The organism is Bradyrhizobium sp. LM2.9, from assembly GCF_054056555.1.
Genome location: NZ_JBSRYJ010000002.1, coordinates 5,513,526 through 5,530,407, shown reverse-complemented (window position 1 = coordinate 5,530,407; position 16,882 = coordinate 5,513,526). Strand labels below are relative to the sequence as shown.

14 protein-coding genes and 2 pseudogenes are annotated in these 16,882 nt (G+C 64.3%); 9 read left to right on the top strand and 7 right to left on the bottom strand.

The genetic code is table 11. The annotated features are described in order from the left end of the window. Nucleotides 1–33: 33 nt before the first annotated feature. The 3 genes and pseudogenes from ACVWW3_RS28670 to ACVWW3_RS28660 form a co-directional block, all read right to left on the bottom strand. Nucleotides 34–1,740 carry an ATP-dependent Clp protease adaptor ClpS gene (locus ACVWW3_RS28670; protein ID WP_456647883.1) on the bottom strand — a complete coding sequence of 569 codons (1,707 nt, stop codon included), beginning with the start codon at nt 1,738–1,740 and terminating at the stop codon, nt 34–36. Nucleotides 1,741–1,848: 108 nt separating this feature from the next. Further along, nucleotides 1,849–3,463 (bottom strand): annotated as a pseudogene (locus ACVWW3_RS28665) (DHA2 family efflux MFS transporter permease subunit). Beyond that, complete coding sequence (locus ACVWW3_RS28660) at nt 3,411–4,658, bottom strand: HlyD family secretion protein (RefSeq protein WP_456647884.1); 1,248 nt, start codon at nt 4,656–4,658, stop codon at nt 3,411–3,413. The pseudogene ACVWW3_RS28665 and the gene ACVWW3_RS28660 overlap by 53 nt, the downstream one beginning before the upstream one ends. A 142-nt stretch (nt 4,659–4,800) precedes the next feature. Between ACVWW3_RS28660 and ACVWW3_RS28655 the strand changes: the two genes are divergently transcribed. The 4 genes from ACVWW3_RS28655 (at nt 4,801) to ACVWW3_RS28640 (ending at nt 8,925) form a co-directional block, all read left to right on the top strand. Next, complete coding sequence (locus tag ACVWW3_RS28655; RefSeq protein WP_345946905.1) at nt 4,801–5,409, top strand: TetR/AcrR family transcriptional regulator; 609 nt, start codon at nt 4,801–4,803, stop codon at nt 5,407–5,409. Nucleotides 5,410–5,453: 44 nt separating this feature from the next. Then, the gene (locus ACVWW3_RS28650) at nt 5,454–5,927 is read left to right on the top strand and encodes a MarR family winged helix-turn-helix transcriptional regulator (RefSeq protein ID WP_456647885.1); all 474 of its coding nucleotides are present in this window, start codon (nt 5,454–5,456) and stop codon (nt 5,925–5,927) included. Nucleotides 5,928–5,938: 11 nt separating this feature from the next. Beyond that, the gene (locus ACVWW3_RS28645) at nt 5,939–6,724 is read left to right on the top strand and encodes an enoyl-CoA hydratase (protein WP_456647886.1); all 786 of its coding nucleotides are present in this window, start codon (nt 5,939–5,941) and stop codon (nt 6,722–6,724) included. Nucleotides 6,725–6,843: 119 nt separating this feature from the next. Then, the gene (locus tag ACVWW3_RS28640) at nt 6,844–8,925 is read left to right on the top strand and encodes a methyl-accepting chemotaxis protein (RefSeq protein WP_456647887.1); all 2,082 of its coding nucleotides are present in this window, start codon (nt 6,844–6,846) and stop codon (nt 8,923–8,925) included. Between the two features lie 13 nt (nt 8,926–8,938). On the opposite strand, the gene ACVWW3_RS28635 is transcribed toward ACVWW3_RS28640, so the two are convergent. Further along, nucleotides 8,939–9,061, bottom strand: a complete 123-nt coding sequence (locus ACVWW3_RS28635; RefSeq protein WP_456672217.1) for a hypothetical protein — start codon at nt 9,059–9,061, stop codon at nt 8,939–8,941. On the opposite strand from ACVWW3_RS28635, the gene ACVWW3_RS28630 reads away from it, so the two are divergent. From ACVWW3_RS28630 to ACVWW3_RS28620, 3 genes are all read left to right on the top strand, one after another. Beyond that, complete coding sequence (locus ACVWW3_RS28630; protein WP_456647888.1) at nt 9,051–9,992, top strand: dihydrodipicolinate synthase family protein; 942 nt, start codon at nt 9,051–9,053, stop codon at nt 9,990–9,992. The genes ACVWW3_RS28635 and ACVWW3_RS28630 overlap by 11 nt on opposite strands. Nucleotides 9,993–10,223: 231 nt before the next feature. Then, complete coding sequence (locus ACVWW3_RS28625) at nt 10,224–11,624, top strand: selenium-binding protein SBP56-related protein (RefSeq protein WP_456647889.1); 1,401 nt, start codon at nt 10,224–10,226, stop codon at nt 11,622–11,624. 77 nt (nt 11,625–11,701) lie between these two features. Further along, nucleotides 11,702–12,295, top strand: coding sequence for a hypothetical protein (locus ACVWW3_RS28620; protein WP_354051285.1), 594 nt, complete (start codon nt 11,702–11,704; stop codon nt 12,293–12,295). Here the strand turns inward: ACVWW3_RS28620 and ACVWW3_RS28615 are convergent. From ACVWW3_RS28615 to ACVWW3_RS28605, 3 genes are read right to left on the bottom strand one after another with little or no spacing between them, the layout of a single operon-like run. Beyond that, complete coding sequence (locus tag ACVWW3_RS28615; protein WP_456647890.1) at nt 12,273–12,998, bottom strand: DUF1045 domain-containing protein; 726 nt, start codon at nt 12,996–12,998, stop codon at nt 12,273–12,275. The genes ACVWW3_RS28620 and ACVWW3_RS28615 overlap by 23 nt on opposite strands. A gap of 19 nt (nt 12,999–13,017) precedes the next feature. Continuing rightward, nucleotides 13,018–14,211, bottom strand: coding sequence for an alpha-D-ribose 1-methylphosphonate 5-triphosphate diphosphatase (locus ACVWW3_RS28610; RefSeq protein ID WP_456647891.1), 1,194 nt, complete (start codon nt 14,209–14,211; stop codon nt 13,018–13,020). Then, nucleotides 14,208–14,882 carry a chloramphenicol acetyltransferase gene (locus ACVWW3_RS28605; RefSeq protein ID WP_456647892.1) on the bottom strand — a complete coding sequence of 225 codons (675 nt, stop codon included), beginning with the start codon at nt 14,880–14,882 and terminating at the stop codon, nt 14,208–14,210. The genes ACVWW3_RS28610 and ACVWW3_RS28605 overlap by 4 nt, the downstream gene beginning before the upstream one ends. Before the next feature lie 183 nt (nt 14,883–15,065). Between ACVWW3_RS28605 and phnC the strand changes: the two genes are divergently transcribed. Then, nucleotides 15,066–15,875 (top strand): phosphonate ABC transporter ATP-binding protein, encoded by an 810-nt coding sequence (gene phnC, locus ACVWW3_RS28600; RefSeq protein ID WP_456647893.1) that lies wholly within the window; start codon nt 15,066–15,068, stop codon nt 15,873–15,875. 61 nt (nt 15,876–15,936) lie between these two features. Then, a pseudogene (phnD, locus tag ACVWW3_RS28595) lies at nt 15,937–16,867 on the top strand (phosphonate ABC transporter substrate-binding protein). The last annotated feature ends 15 nt before the right edge of the window (nt 16,868–16,882 follow it).

The following is a 16,882-nucleotide window of genomic DNA, read 5'->3' as shown; positions in this document are numbered from 1 at the left end:
GGTCGTGGGACGCCGACCGCGTTTGCGGCGGTCTCATCCCGCCGCCATCGCCTGTGCGCCTCCCAGCAACTGTGCATTCAGCCGCCCGCCGGAAAACAACATGTCGTCGAGCGCCTCGTCGATATCGGCGGAAATGACGGAGTTACCGCCATCGCGCGCGAGGCTCGCCTGCGCCAGCCGTCGCATCAACTCCTTGATGAAGGCACAGCTCGTGCCCTCGCTGCGGCGGGCGGCTTCGCTGATCACTGCGTCCTCGAGTGGCAGCCCCTTGCCGTAGAGCCGGACGAGCTTGCCGCGGCCGGTCTCATCGGGGAGCGGCACTTCGATGGCCTGATCGATGCGGCCGGGACGACCGGCGAGAGCGCTCTCAAGCTGCTGGGGACGGTTGGTGGTCAGCACGAACAGGATGTCGGCGTCCTGCTTCAAACCGTCCATTTCGTTGAGGAGCCGATTGAGCAGCGGTTCCTCGCAGCCGCTCATGCTCTCGCGTTGCCGTGCGATCAGGTCGACGTCTTCGATAACCACCATGGCGGGCTGCAAGAGGCGGGCAAGATTCATATAGGCGCCGAGCAGGCCGATCTGCTCGGCCGTGATGATTAGCGTCGTATGTCCGGGCAGATGGGTCGCAAGATAGCGAATGGTGTGTGTCTTGCCGGTGCCGGGCGGTCCGTAGAGCAAAATGCCCTTGCGGGTCGATTGCCCGAGGTGGCGCAGCATGTCTCGCGTCCCTACGAAGTTCAATACGTTGCGATCGAGTAGTCGCAACGTCTGCTCGGGCAGGATCACCTCGTCACGCCCGACCGAGGGAAGTCTGTGCACCGTGATTCCGCGAGAACGGCCGCGATAGTCGGAATCGACATCGAGCGATAAAATTTTGCCGCGATAGGTGCGCGCGGCCTGCACTGCGTCCTCCAGTGCGGTGAAGCATTGTTGGACAAGTGCTGCTCCCGCGACCCCGGCCGGCACCATGATTTCGATCCGCACGCCGGTCTCGCGGCTATATTCCCGATGAACGGCCAGCAGCACCGCGTAGCGAAGGCCGGATGCAGAGCAAAGCCAGAGACCATTGTCGAGGCACTTGGCCGGTGCCTGCTCGCCAATGTCCACGTCGTTGTACTGAAGTGGTGCAATCGCCACCGCGAAATTATCGTTCTGCATCAGTCGGGCCACGGATACCGTTTCGTGACGATTCTCGGCGATGCCTAGCAACCGGATCGGCGAGGCGAATAGGCGGTCGATGGCAGTCTGGACGTCTGCTCGCATGTGGCCGGGAAACTGGCGGACCGTGGTTACGAGCTGGCTACGCGAGATGTCGGAGAAATGCCAATTCAAGACACCGAACGCATAGTTGAACTCTTCCTCGGGTAGTTCTTGGGATGCGGCTGCTGCAGCGAGCACGCACTCGGCGCACAGCCAGACTGTGCGGTTCGTCAAATGAACTTCCGATTTTGCGGTAGGCTGGTCGCAAAGCCCGCAGCACGGCTTCGCCGTTTCGCTCGTAATCAGGAGAGGATGGCCGGCGAAGGCGATGCGCCGCCGGGCAGACTCCAGTAGTGCGTCCGCAACGGATGGTGGGTAAGGACCACAGACAGCGGTCGCGTGCTTCTCGATGCTGGCCATGACGGAGGCTGCCTCGTCCTCCGACTTGCCAAAGATACGGCGCAACAGGTCGACGAAAAACTCGCGCGGAACGTCTCCGTCGTTATGCAGGACGAGTTGAATCGGCACAATTTCGTTCATCAAATGCCCCTTACACAACTTAAAATAGATAAGAACGAAAAGGGAACATAAAAAGAAGCGGCCGTCAAGCCTGATAGCTGCGACAAACTGCGAGTGATGGGCGAGGTCCTAATGCGCCGGCCCGCCAGCCGCCTTCACGCGCCGCGTCAGCAGCACCGCAATCGCGGCGAGCACCAGCACCACGCCGATCACGGCAAACGTGTCGGAATAACCCATCACCAGCGCCTGGCGCTTCACGGTCTTGCCGAGTGCGATGATCGCCTGCTCGCGCGCTGGCGTTCGGATCGGGGACGCCGTGCGCCATGAAATACTCGGTCATCTGCGCGATCCGGGTGCGGACTTCCTCGCGGCCGAGCGTGACCGACTGGCCGATGATGTTGGAGTGGAATTGCTCGCGTTTGGTGATGATGGTGGCGAGCGTCGCCGTGCCGATCGCGCCGCCCAGGTTGCGGAACATGTTACTGATGCCGGAGGCCGCTGCCGCGTCCTGCGGTGCGATGCCGCCGGTCAAGACCAAGGTCAGCGGCGTCAGCACCATGGCTTGTCCCACGGCGCGCACGATGTTCGGGATCCAGAGCTGGTCGCCGGCATAGTCCGGGGACATCGCCGTGTTCATGAAGCAGCTGTAGGCGAAGATCAGAAGCCCGGTGATCGCGATATAACGCGTGTCGAAGCGCCGCATCAGTTTCGGGATCAGCGGGATCAGCACGAGTTGGGGCAGGCCGGTCCATGCCAGCACATTGCCGATCTGTTCGGCATTGTAGCCCTGCGCCTGGCCGAGATAGGCGGGCAGCATGTAGACCGAGCCGAACAACGCGAAGCCAACCATGGTCATGGCAACGGTACCGAAGCCAAAATTGCGTTGGGTCAGCAGGCGCAACCGGATCAGCGGCTTCTCGATCGTGAGCTCGATCGTGATGAACAGCGTGAGGCTGACGGCCGCGATCACCGCCAGCTTGATGATGAAGGGTGAGGAAAACCAGTCGTCCTTGTTGCCTTCCTCGAGCACGGCTTGCAGCGCCGACAGACCGATCGCCATGGTGACGATGCCGGCCCAGTCACCATCCTTCAGAAGGCCGAGCTGCATCTTCTGCCGCTCCAGCGTCAGATAGAGCGCACTCACCATGACAGCGGTCGGGATCACGTTGACGAAGAAGATGGTGCGCCAGCCGTAGTTTTCCGTGAAATAGCCGCCGATGGTCGGACCGATCGCCGGCGCAAAGGTGACCGACAGCGCGAAGATCGCGAGCCCGACGGGCTGCTGCGGCTTCGGCAGCTTGGTCAGCACCAGCGTGAACGCCATCGGGATCAGCACGCCGCCGGCAAAGCCCTGCAAGCCGCGCATCGCGATCATCGACGGCAGATCGTGGGTGAAGGCACAGGCGACGGAGAACGCCGCAAACAGTACCGCGCTCGCCAGCATGTAGCGGCGGAACGAGAACACGCGGCTCAGATAGTCGGTCAGCGGGATCACGATGATCTCGCCGATCAGATAAGACGTCGAGATCCAGGAGCCGTTGTCGGCGCCGGTGCCGATGCCGCCCTCGATGTTGAGCAGCGAGGCGTTGGTGATCTGGATGTTCAGGATCGCCATGAACGAGCCGATCATGGCGGCAAGCACCGCGATCCAGGTCGCGGCACTCGCACGGTTGGGATCGGCGACCGGGCGATCAGACGTCGCGGCCGGTGCTGCTTGCGTCGAAAGTGAGAGGCTGTTTGACATGGCACGACCCTCCGGAGACGAGCTTCGCTTTGGGCGCGGCGGCCGCATTGGCGGTCGGCGCGGTCGAACGTGTTGCGATGGTCGGGATCACGGACATGCCGGGCCGGAGCGCAATTGCGGGCCCGTGCCGGGCGTCGAGCGCGATCTTGACGGGGATACGCTGCACCACCTTGGTGAAGTTGCCGGTGGCATTGTCGGGCGGCAGCAGCGCGAACTCCTGGCCGCTTGCGGGTGCGATGGAATCGACGTGACCGTGCACGACTTGACCCGGGAACATGTCGATCTCGATATCGACGGCCTGTCCGGATTTCACGTTGGTGAGCTGCGTCTCCTTGAAGTTGGCGACGACATATGTGCCCTCGGCCGGCACTATCGACATCAATTGCGTTCCGGCCTGCACGTATTGGCCGACGCGCAAGCTGCGATTGCCGACCACGCCTTCAATAGGCGAGACGATCGTGGTGTAGCCGAGATTGAGCTCGGCCTGGCGCTGGAGCGCGTCTGCGCGGACGGCCGCGGCCTTGGCCTGCAGGATCTCGGCCTTCAGGAGATCGACCTGCTTCAAGGCGGAGGTGAGATTGGCGATATCGCGCTGGATCGCCGCATCGGCGCCGGCGTCGCGCGCCTGCGCCTGCTGCGCGTTCTGCACGCTGCCAAAGCCCGTTGCCGCGAGATCGGTGTAGCGCTTGTTCTCCTGCTTGGCGAAAAGTTTCGCGGCATTGTCGACATCGATGGTCGCTCTCGCCGCTGCGATCACGGCCTGCTGCACGTCGAGCTGCGCTTCCTTGCTCGTCACCGTTGCATTGGCGGCAGCGACGTCGGCCTTGGCCTGGTCGAGTGCGACCTTGAAGTCGCGGTCGTCGATCCTCGCGAGTACCTGGCCGGCCTTCACATGCTCGTTATCGCCAATCAGGACGCGGTCGAGATAGCCGCTGACCTTCGGCGCGATGGTCGTGCTGTCGGCCTTCACATAGGCGTCATCGGTGGAGACGAGGAAGCGGCCGACCGTCCAATAGTCGTAGCCGTACCAGCTTGCGCCGGCTAGCGCGGCAGCTGCCGCGCCTGCCAGCAACAGCTTGCGAAGGTTCAGCTTTCTTGTGCGGGCGGGGGATTGCGTGGCGGGCAGAATGCCCTCCAATGCATCGCCTGGAATCACGACGGCTTCGGACTTGGACGGGTTGGTGTGCACGGTCATGGCCGGCTCCCCTGAATTAGGAAACTTGACGATTTCCAAAATAGAACTAGCTTTGGGACTGTCAATGGAATGACAGGCATCATTCAAAAGCATGGCTCAGGCAAAACCATCAAGTGAATGCCGCCCGCGCGGGCGGCCGCAATTGCGCAGCGACGAGGAGACGAAGCAGATCGTCTTCGAGGCCGCGCGCCACGCCTTCGCCGTCGACGGCTATGCTGCGACCAGCACGGAAGAGCTGGCGCGTGGCGCCGGCATCTCGACCAAGACACTCTATCGGCTGTTTCCGGGCAAGGCCGTGCTGTTCGAGGCGATGTGCGCGGACCGGCTCGAGCGGTTGCTCTCTGCCGTCGATCTCCAGGCCAGCGACGAAGTCGACATTGAAGTCGGCCTGCGCGCCGCGCTGCTGGCCTGCGCCGATCTTGCGCTCGATCCAGAGGTCGTGGCGTTGCAGCGCATGGTGCTTCAGGAATCGGCCGCTTTCCCCGAACTCGCCGCCAATTTCTACAGGAACGGCATATCGCGAACCGCCGCTGCGCTCGCGCGCTGGCTCCGAGTCCAGGTCAAGAAGAAGCTCATCGCGCTCGACGACGTCGACGAGGCCGCCGGCATGCTGATCGGCATGGTCGCATCGGCGCCGCAACGCGCGGCGATCTATGGCGGCCTGCCTCTGCCGTCACGCAAGCAGATCGAGCGTCGGGTGCAGACCTGCGCGGTTCTGTTCCTCGGCGGCTGCCGCGCAGCGGCGGCCTAGCAAGTCCTTTTGACAACTCGGTCGGCCTCGGCTATCTACTTCGCATGCGAACTAAAGCAGCCGGCGCGAGGCATCATCGGCTGATCTACCTGCTGAGCGTTGCGCAGCGGCGCTTGCAGCGCTGGATGGCGGCGCAGCCTTCGAGCGAGGTGACGCCGGCGCAGGCGGGACTGCTGTTCATCCTCGGCAAGCAGGACGGCGTGCTGATGGGCGAGGCGGGCGCGGCGCTCGATCTGGGGCCCGCCGGCATTTCCGGCCTCGTCGACCGCACGGCAGCTGCAAAACTGATCGAGCGGCGCGCCGATCGCGAGGACGGGCGCGCCTGGCGCGTCTGGCTGACGCCGAAGGGCCGCACGGCGCTCGCACAGGCGAAGGCCAACGCGGCAGAGGTCAACGCGGCGTTGACGGACGGATTTACCAGCGCGGAGATCGACATCGTCACGCGCTGGCTGACGAGCATTCAAGAGAAATTTCCAAGAAGGCTTTCAAGAGAGCCTTCAAGAGATCCAGAGGAATAAAGGAGAGACCCATGACAGAGCACGTCCGGATCGAGAACAACGGCGGAATCCTCACGCTCACGTTGGCGCGCCCCGACAAGAAGAACGCGCTGACGGATGCGATGTACGGCAAGCTCGCCGATGCAATCGAATCCGCCGAGTTCGATCCGTCGGCCCGCGTGATCCTGATCCGCGGCGAGGGAGACATGTTCACCGCCGGCAACGACGTCGGAGAATTCGCCGCGGTCGCAGCGGGCAAGTCGGAAGGAAGCCGCAACGTCGTGCGCTTCATCCAGTCGCTGGCGCGCTGCACCCGGCCGCTGGTTGCCGCCGTGCAGGGCCGCGCCGTCGGCGTCGGCACCACGATGCTGCTGCATTGCGACCTCGTCGTGCTCGCCGACAACGCGCAATTGTCGACGCCCTTCGTCAGCCTGGCGCTGGTGCCGGAGGCCGCGTCCAGCCTGCTGATGCCGGCGCGCATCGGCCACGCGCGCGCCTACGAGATGTTCGCGCTCGGCGAGACGGTGCCGGCCAAATCCGCGCTGGAATGGGGGCTCGCCAACCGCGTGGTGCCGCTCGACAAGCTCGATGCCGAGGCGCTCGCGCTGGCGCAGCGTCTTGCCCGTCAGCCGGCCGGCGCGCTCACCGCCACCAAGAAGCTGATGCGCAATGGCGAAGCGCTGGTCGCGCAGATGAACGCCGAGGGCGAGCAGTTCGGACTGCGTCTGCGCACCGCCGAGGCGCGCGAGGCCTTCACCGCTTTCGCCGAGCGCCGCCCGCCCGATTTCACCAAAGTTGCTGATATCGGGGCCGCATGATGAAGATTTGTCGGGCCGGAAGCTCACGGCAATTCGATTAAAACCTTAACGAAACATTGGCATGTCGCGGGGCAAGGTGGCGCTCGAAAGATTAGGCCCCCGACCCAGGCCCCCCGACCATGGCAATGTTTAAGAAATCGGTAAGTTCGCTCCTCCTGACATTGATGGCCCTGCTGGCTGCCGGTGCGCTGGCCTCCACGGCGATCCAGATGGTCGGGGCGTTCGGCCGCTACAGCGACAGTCTCGAAACCGCGCGGCTTGCCGCCGCCGACAAGGCGATCTTCCATGGCGTGCTGGCGCTGCGCAACAATCGCGGCGATGCGCAGAGCGCGATCCTCGGCGAGGACGACCCGCGGACAAAACTCGAGGCGGCGGAGAAGGCCGAGCAGGGCGGCTATGACGCCATCGGCGCCGCGCTCGCCACAGTCGACTTCGCCCGCCGAGACGAACTCGCTGGCACATTGAAGCAGGGCTGGAGCGACGCCGCGCCGCAATTCCAGCTGTTCTACGACGAGGCCAAGCGTCCGCGCGCCGAGCGCAAGATCGAGCGGACCAGTTCCTGGTACGATGCCGTCACCAAAGTCATCGACACGGCGAACCTCGCCTCCACCGCGGTGTCGAACCGCGCCTGGACGGACGATCCCTACATCGCGCGCATGATCCAGGTCCGCCGCTTCGCCTGGCAGGTGCGCGACCGCTATGGAATCCATTGTTCGTCCCTTCGATCCAACGTCAACAGCAGCAAGCCGCTCGACGACGCGCAGAAGCGGTCAGTGGCGCAGTGGGATGGCACGATCGCCTCCGGCTGGGCGGGCATGGGCGAGTTGCTGGCTGCGCCCGGCGTGACGGCGGAACTGGTTACGGCAGCGACGGACGCGAAGGCCAAAACCGATGGCGTCCTGAAGCAGATCGGCGAGCTCACCAAGAATTTCGACGGCAGCGGCAAGCCCGCGCTTCCTGCCTCGGAATGGAACACGCTGTGCCAGTCACCCTTCCCGTCCATCGTCGCGGTGGCGAACAAGGCGCTCGACCAGTCGATCGCGCGGGCGGAGACGGTGCAGGCCAAGGCGCTCACCAATCTCGTCGTGCAGTCGCTCGCGTTCCTGCTCGCTCTGGCGGTGACCCTGGCCGGCGTGTACGTGGTGCGCAATCGCCTGATGCGCCCGGTGCGCGCCATCCTGGACGCCATCGCCAGGATCAGCGCCCGCGACTACGCCACGCCTGTTCCGCAATCCAGACATCCCGACGAGTTCGGCACCATGGCGGCCGCGCTCGAAAGCCTGCGCGAGAGTGCGGCGACCGCGGAACGCCTGGGCCTGGAACGCGAATCGCAGCAGGCGCTCCAGCTCGCCCGCTCCGGCACCGTCGATGCGGCCTGCCGCAGCTTCGACGACACCGTGCAAGCCGTCATTCACAGTGTTGCGGCGTCGACGAAAGAACTCGATGCCACCGCGACCGACGTGCGCTCGCTGGTTTCGGAATCGAGCAGCCAGACCGCGGCGGTCTCCTCCTCCGCCGAGCAGGCCACCAACAATCTCGAGACCATCGCAGCCGCGACCGAGGAACTTTCCGCGTCCGTCGGCGAGATCTCCGCGCAGGTGCAGGCCAGCGCCCGCGAGGCCCGCGAAGCCGTGTCGCAGGCAGCACAGACCAATGCGACGGTCGAGATCCTCGATCAGACCGCTAGCCGCATCGGCGAGGTCGTGAAGATGATCAACGCCATCGCAGGGCAGACCAACCTCCTGGCGTTGAACGCCACCATCGAAGCCGCGCGTGCGGGTGAGGCCGGTCGCGGCTTCGCCGTGGTCGCCGGCGAGGTGAAGAGCCTCGCCTCGCAGACGGCGACGGCGACGGAAGAAATCTCCCGCCAGGTCGCGGAGATCCAGGGCGCGACCGGCCAGGCGGTCACTGCCATCCGCGCGATCGGAGGCGCCATCAGCGGCATCGACGAGAAGATGACGGCGATTGCCGCCGCGGTCGAACAGCAGCGCGCCGCCACCACCGAGATCTCGCGCAACTTCCAGCAGGCCGCGCAGGGAACCCGCGAGGTCACCGATACCATCGGCAGCGTCGCCAGGCTCAACCAGGAGACCGGCAATGCCGGCTCGGTGCTGTCGGTGTCCGTGAAGAAGATGTCGGCCGACGCCGATCGTCTCCGCGTCGCGGTCGAGGGCTTTTTGGGTGCGGTGAAGACCGCGTAGATTCGACAATCCTCTATCCCCACGTCGCGCAATCGGCATTGCCGCCGATGCGCGCGGCGGGTACATCTGTGACGCTGCGCCAGCGCCGCTGGCAGATGTCGAGAAGATCAGGGATGGAGAGTTCGATGCCGGTCACGCCACACCACAAGGCCCAGCGCCCTTATCGCGGCGTGTTCCCGGTCGCACCGACCATCTTCGACGAGCGCGGCGAGCTCGACCTTGACGGACAGCGCCGTTGCATCGATTTCATGATCGATGCCGGCTCGAATGGTCTGTGCATCCTCGCCAATTTTTCCGAGCAGTTCGTGCTCACCGATGCCGAGCGCGAGAGCGTGATGCATGCGGTGATGGAGCATGTCGCGGGCCGCGTTCCCGTGATCGTCACCACCACGCATTTCAGCTCGGCCGTCTGCGCCGCGCGCAGCCAGCAGGCCGAGGCGGCCGGTGCCGCCATGGTGATGGTCATGCCGCCCTATCACGGTGCAACCTTCCGCGTGCCCGAGAAAGGCGTCATCGAATTCTTCAAAGTGCTGTCCGGCGCGATCAACATTCCGATCATGATCCAGGATGCGCCTGTCGCCGGCACGCCGCTGTCGGTCGAGCTGCTGGCGCGGCTGGCGCGCGATTTCGCCAACATCCGCTATTTCAAGATCGAGGTACCGGGCGCTGCTTCTAAGCTCCGCAGCCTGATCGAGGCAGGCGGCAGCGCGATCGAGGGTCCCTGGGACGGCGAGGAGGCGATCACGCTGCTCGCCGATCTCGATGCCGGCGCCACCGGCGCGATGACCGGCGGCGGCTATCCCGACGGCATCCGCCAGATCATCGATCCCTATTTCGCCGGCAAGCGCGAGGAGGCGAAAGCCGCCTACGAACGCTGGCTGCCGCTGATCAACTACGAAAACCGCCAATGTGGCCTGATCGCCTGCAAGGCGATGATGCAGGCCGGCGGCGTGATCAAGTCCGACACGGTGCGGCATCCCTTGCAACCGCTGCACCCGGCGACGCGGGCAGGGCTGCTGGAGTTGGCCAAGGAGCGTGATGCGCTGGCGTTGAGGTGGGGGAAGTAGCCTCCGCCGTCGTCCCGGACAAGCGCGCCCTGGCCTGATCCCGCCAGCTGCCATCTGGTTGAAGGCGTCGAATTAACGCGGTTCGCGCGGTTTCCCGCAAGCCGGCGATGACATATTGTACGCTCGCCAACCAGGCCCGCGGAGCATCTCAAGACATCGCGCAACAGCTCTTCATTATGCCGCTATTCCGAGCCAGGCTGGAGCGAGCCGACGAAACAGGGAGGCAGTGCCATGACGATGAGGCCGGATCCCACCTTTCACGCATCGCCCAAGCTTGCGATGGAAGCACCTGCGGAGAACTTTGCCTACACGTTGCTGCTCAGTCCGGATTTCTCGAAACCGGATGCTCTCGCGGTCATCGACGTCAAGCCGGGATCGCCGACCTACAGCCAAATCGTCCACACCGTGACGATGCCCAACAAGGGCGATGAGTTTCATCACTTCGGCTGGAATGCCTGCTCCTCCGCCTTGTCACCGCTCGCCGGGCATGCCTTCATCGAGCGGCGCTATCTCATCATCCCCGGGATACGCTCGTCGCGGATTTACATCATCGATACCAAGCCCGATCCGACCAAGGCCAAAATCCACAAGATCATCGAGCCTGAGGAAGTCTTCAAAAAGACCGGCTACTCGCGGCCGCATACCATCCATTGCGGGCCGGACGGCATCTATGTGAGCACGCTGGGCGGCGGGGGCAAAGACGGCACCAACGGGCCTCCAGGCGTCTTCATCATGGATTGCGAGACGTTCGAGGTCCTCGGACGATGGGAGATCGACCGCGGTGCGCAGACGCTGCACTATGATTTCTGGTGGAACCTGCCGCGCGATTACATGGTGACGAGTGAATGGGCGTTGCCGCCGCAGTTCGAGAACGGGATTGTCCCGGAAGATCTGCTCGCGAACAAATATGGCCATCGTCTCCACTTCTGGGATCTTCGCGCCCGTCGCAATGTGCAGACCATCGACCTCGGCGCCAATCATCAGATGGCGCTGGAGGTACGGCCGGCGCACGATCCGGTTCGCGAATACGGCTTCGTGGGCGTTGTGGTCGACACCACGAATCTCGAAGCCTCGATCTGGACCTGGTGGCGCGAAGGCGGAAAATTCCATGCCGAGAAGACGGCGACGATCCCGCCCGAGCCCGCGCCAAAAGAGAAGCTCCCGCCGCTGCTCCAGGGCTTTGGCGCCGTACCGCCGCTGGTCACCGACATCGACCTGTCGATGGATGACCGGTTTCTCTATGTCTCGTGCTGGGGCACGGGTGAAATGCGCCAGTACGACGTGAGCGATCCGCGAAAGCCGAAGCTTGCGGGCTCGGTTCACATCGGCGGCGTCGCGCGCCGCACCCCCCATCCGAACGGCAAGGCATTTGCGGCCGGTCCGCAGATGGTCGAGATCAGCCGCGACGGCAGGCGCGTATACTGGACCAATTCGCTCTATTCCACCTGGGATGACCAGTTCTATCCCGAGGGCGTTCCGGGTGTGGAAGTCATGGCCAATGTCGGTCGCAATGGCGGCCTCGAGCTCGACAAGGACTACTTCGTGAGCTTCCCCGACGGATATCGTGCGCACCAGATCAGGCTGGAAGGCGGCGATTGTTCGACGGACTCGTTTTGCTACCCGTCGGCCTAGATTGGGCACACGCGAGCCTCGGCTGGCTGTGGCTCGCTCTTGTTGCGAGCGGTCTCTATCACGGGGTCAATCCGGGAATGGGCTGGCCGCTCGCCGTTTCGGCCGGGCTCATGGACAAGAGCCCGCGCGCGCTCTTTCGCGCGTTGTGGGCTCTGGCGGCCGGACATCTCCTGGCAACATTTCTCGTGCTGCTGCCATTCGCGTTCCTGCTCGTGCTGGCCGAGTGGCAGCGTCCGATCCAGCTCGGCGCGAGCCTTCTCGTCATTGGTTTCGGCGTTTATCGGCTGGTCGAGCGGCGCCATCCGCGCACGCTGGCACGAATTCCGCCAACGCAATTGGCGCTCTGGTCATTTGCCGTCGCCATTGCCCACGGCGCCGCCTTGATGCTTGTGCCGATCTATCTCGGGCTCTGCCAGGCCTTCGAACTCGATGCCGGCCACGAGGCCGCCGGCGCGCTGATCAAGGCAAGCCTCGGGATGGCGGTGCTGGTGTCTTTGGTGCACGTTGCCGCCATGGTCGGCGCCGGCGGATGTCTGGCGTGGCTGGTCTACCGCCATCTGGGATTGAAGTTCGTCTCGCGAAGCTGGTTCAATCTGGATGTCATCTGGGCGACCAGCCTCATTCTGGTTGGCGTTGTGGCCCTCGCCTTCAATCTCGCGAGCTGGCACTGACGCTTGACTGCGTCAAAGCCCACTCGCCGATGATGCGGAAGCGATCCTTGGCGTCACCCTGCCTGAACAGCGCGATGCGATTGATCGCCAGCGTATCAAGCCCGAGCGCAGCAAACCGCGCGCGCAGCATCTTCAAAATCGGCCCGCGGCGCTCCGCGTTGAGCCGCCCCGTCAGCGTCATGTGGAAGCGGAATTCCTCCATCACGTAGGGATAGCCCCAGCGATCGAGATAGTCGCGCTGCCGCTCGCTGAGCTTCTCGGGCTTCCGCCGCCCGCGATCTTCCGCCGTCATAGCCGGACGGAATGAATCAAATGCGCGGACGCAATCAGCGGCGAGCTCTTGGAGCGCATCGACCGGCTCGGCCGGAATGACCGCAATAAAACCACTGATGGAATCGACGATCGGCCGGATCACCGGAATCGTCCGCGCCTCGCCGGCAAAGGTTGCGCAGGCCGCCAAAAGCTCCGCTTCGGTCGTGCCGGGCGCGAGCGCCATCGGCGCCTTCAGCGTGCCGTGAAAGCCGTATTTGCGGGGATCGGCGGTGATGTCGCGCCAATCGGGCGCGGCATGCAGTGTGTCGCTAGGAAACGGCAATTCGTTGCCGGTATGGGCATCGTAGCCGAGCAGCTCGGCGCCGAAGCGGGAGAGAGCGCTGTTGCTGCCTGCGGCAAAATAGATCGCGTAGCGGGGAAGACCTGTCATCGCCTCAGCATAACCCGGTTTAGGCCGCAACGACAGCCTCGCGCGGCGTTGCCACTGCTGCGAGCAACCGCGTCGCATCGGTGAGATGCACGAGCTTGCCGCCCGCGATGACGGCCACGAGTCGCGGTCGCAGCGGAACGCTGTCGTCGACCAGCAGAATGTCGGCGCGCCGTCCTTCCGCGAGCACGCCACGATCGGCAAGGCCGGTCGCGCGCGCGGGTGCGGCGGAGACCAGGTTCCAGGCCTCGGTCAGCGGCAGCACGCCATCGGCGGCGAGGCGAAACGCAGCGAGCAGCTGCGCTGGATAATAATAGTCCGAGGCCAGCACCGAGCAGAGCCCCTTGGCGATCATGTCGGACGCTTTGGTCCAGCCCGTGTGGCTGCCGCCGCGCACGACGTTCGGCGCGCCGTAGACGATGGCATCGCCGTGGCTGGCTGCCTCCCGCGCCGTCTCCTCGTTGATCGGAAACTCCGCGATCGCCACGCCCATGGCGCGAAAGCCCTGGCGCATCGCCGGCGTCGCATCGTCATGCGAAAGCATCCGCACCTCGGCGGCGCGGGCAGTCGCGGCAAGCCGCGACACGGAAGCCGGGACCTCGCTGGCGCGCGAAAGCACGTGTCCCACCAGCCGGTCGAATTCCTCGCCCGACAGGCCGGTACGCTCCACCATGCGGTTGCGCTTGCGAGGCTTGGCCATGTCCCCGACCGTGCCGTCCATGTGGTCGTTGAAGGCGAACAGGTCGACGCGACCTTTGGCGAGCCATTGGCTCATCTCCTGCTCGGCATCGAGATTGTAGGTCTCGTGGCGCAGGTGGATGCGGGTGTCGGCCGCGAATTGCGGGCGCTGCCGTTCGATCGCTTCCATCAGGCCGCGTGCATTCTCGGCGCTGCGCAGGCCCGGCTCCCACGAACAGGTCGTGGCGTGAAACACCGTGGTGATGCCGTTGCTGATCGCCTGGCGGTCGCTATCGGCGAGCGCCACATCGATCGGGAAGTCGACACCGGCACGCGGCATCATCTGCCGCTCGAAGGCATCGCCATGCAGGTCGACGATGCCGGGCAGCACCAGCAGGTTGCGCGCGTCGATCGCAAGCCGCGCCCGGCCGCGAGAAGCGTCGAGCTGCGCAATGTCCGTTCCGGATACGAGAAGTGAAGTCTCGACGAGCTCGGAGCCGATCAGGGTCCGGCCGCCCTCAAGGAAAATGTCTGTCACGCGACCGCGCTTTGTTTGCTGCTGCCAAGAGGACTGTTGAGAGAACTTGCCCGTGCTTCATATGTCGAGAGGAAATCTTCAATCCCGAGCTTGCGGAAATCGGGCAGTGCTTCACGCAATTTGTCGTGATCCCAGTCCCACCAGGCGAGCCTGGCGAGCCGCCCGGCGATCTCTTCCGAGAACCGGCGGCGGACCATGCGCGCCGGATTGCCGGCGACGACGGTGTAGGCCAGCACGTCCTTGGTGACGATGGCGCCGGCCGCGATCACCGCGCCGGTGCCGATGTTGCGGCCCGGCAGCACGATCGCGCCATGGCCGATCCAGACGTCGTGACCGATATGGACGTGATGCTGGCGCCGCCAGTCGAAGAACTCGGTGTCGTCGCTCTCGCCTTCGAAGTAGGCGCTCGACCGATAAGTGAAGTGCGCCTGCGTGGCGCGGTGCATCGGGTGATTGCCCGGATTGATCCGTGTCATGGCCGCGATCGAGCAGAATTTTCCGATGGTGGTGTAGGTGATCTGGGCGTCGTTCACGACATAGGAGTAATCGCCCATCGTCACGTCGTGCAAAATCGTGCGCGCGCCGACCTCGGTGTAGGCGCCAAGCCTGGTGTCGTGCAGCCTGGCCGAGGGATCGATGGTCGGCTGGACCGAAAGAGCTTTGGCAGCCATGTTGCATCCGAACGAGAGGGCGGGCGTTTCTCTTCGAGCGGCTTGATGACAATGTCATGACGACGCGATGACAGGGGATGAACAGGCGATGAGGTGTGTAGGATCGCCGCACCGCAACGCGCGTGTCACACAAGTGTCAAGCGCCGGCGTTAGCGGTGGGCCCAAGCTACTCTGGAGCCCTGCATGCTGGTGGTTGAAGGTCTGACGTGTCGCTTCGGCGTGAAAGCCGCGGTGGACGACGCTTCGTTTCAAGTTTCCCCCGGCGGCTTCGTCGGCGTGATCGGACGATCCGGCGCCGGCAAGTCGACCCTGCTGCGGACCATCAACCGCCTGGCGACGCCGGCGCAGGGCCGCATCCTGTTCGACGGCATCGACGTCACGGCGCTGCGCGGCAAGGCGTTGCGGCAGTGGCGGGCACGTTCCGCGATGATCTTCCAGCAGTTCAACCTGGTCGGCCGGCTCGACGTGCTCACCAACGTGCTGATGGGACGACTGGCGACGATGCCGACCTGGCGCTCCCTGACGCAGACCTGGCCCGAGCAGGACAAGTTGCTGGCGATGTCCGCGCTCGAGCAGTTCGACATCGCCCCGCTCGCGGCCCAGCGTGCCGACCAGCTCTCCGGGGGCCAGCAGCAACGCGTGGCGATCGCCCGCGCGCTGGTGCAGCAGCCCGACATCATCCTCGCCGACGAGCCGATTGCCTCGCTCGACCCGCGCAATACCAAGATCGTGATGGATGCGCTGCTGCGCATCAACAAGCATTTCGGCATCACCGTGCTCTGCAATCTTCACTCGCTCGATCTGGCGCGCAGCTATTGCGACCGCCTGATCGGCATGGCGCAGGGTCGCGTGGTGTTCGACGGCGCGCCGGCTGAGTTGACCGATCACGTTGCGCGCGAGCTCTACGATCTCGAAGCCGCCGAAATCATGGGCGGCATGCCCGCGCCGGTGCTCCAGGGCGTTCCGGCACTTGGAACGGCGGCCGCCGCCTGAGCCGTGCCTGTTTGGCTTTCAGTTCTTGCGTCAACCGACCCCAACCGATGAAGAGGCTATCATGATCACTCGTAGACTAGTTCTCGCCGCCGCGCTCGCGTTCACGACCTCAGCCTCCGCCGACGACTGGAAAGCCAAAATATCCTGAACTGACCTTCGCGGTCATTCCGGCGGAAAACGCCTCGGGCGTTACCGAGCGCTGGGCGCCGTTCATGAATTATCTTTCCAAGGAACTGGGCGTGAAGGTCACGCTGCGCATCGCCAACGACTACGCCGCCGTCATCGAAGGTCAGCGCGCCGGCAACATCCATATCGCGAGCTATGGCTCGGCCTCGTTCGCACGCGCCCGCCTGACCGGCGTCAAGACCGACGCCTTCGCCAACGACATCAACGCCGACGGCTCGACCGGCTACTACTCCGTGTTCTTCGTCAAGGCGAGCAGCCCCTACAAGAGCATCGATCAGCTCAAAGGCAAGAATCTTGGCCTGGTCGATCCGAACTCGACCTCCGGCAACAACGTGCCGCGTTTCGAGCTCGACAAGATGGGCATCGCGGACGCCGACACCTATTTTGGCAAGGTCGTCTTCACCGGCAGCCATGAGAATGCGATCCTGGCGCTCGCGCAGGGCACCGTCGACGTTGCGGCCAACCAGTGGACCAGCGATGACGATTCGACGCTGGCGCAGATGCTGACCAAGGGCATGTTGAAGAATGCCGACGGTTCGCCGATGAAGAAGGACGATTTCCGTATCATCCACAAGTCGGCGCCGATCATCAACGGCCCCTACGCCTACAATTCAGACCTGCCGGAAGAGGCGAAGGCGGCCATCGCGAAGGCGTTCTTCGACGCGCCGGCCAAGGACAAGGCGGCCTTCGACCGTCTCCAGGACGGCCAGAAGAAGGGTTTTCATCCCGCCACCACCAAGGACTGGGATGGCACGATCGAGCTGATCAAGTTCGTCGATGCACTGCGTAAGAAGAAGGCGTCCTGATTTCAGGACGATGGC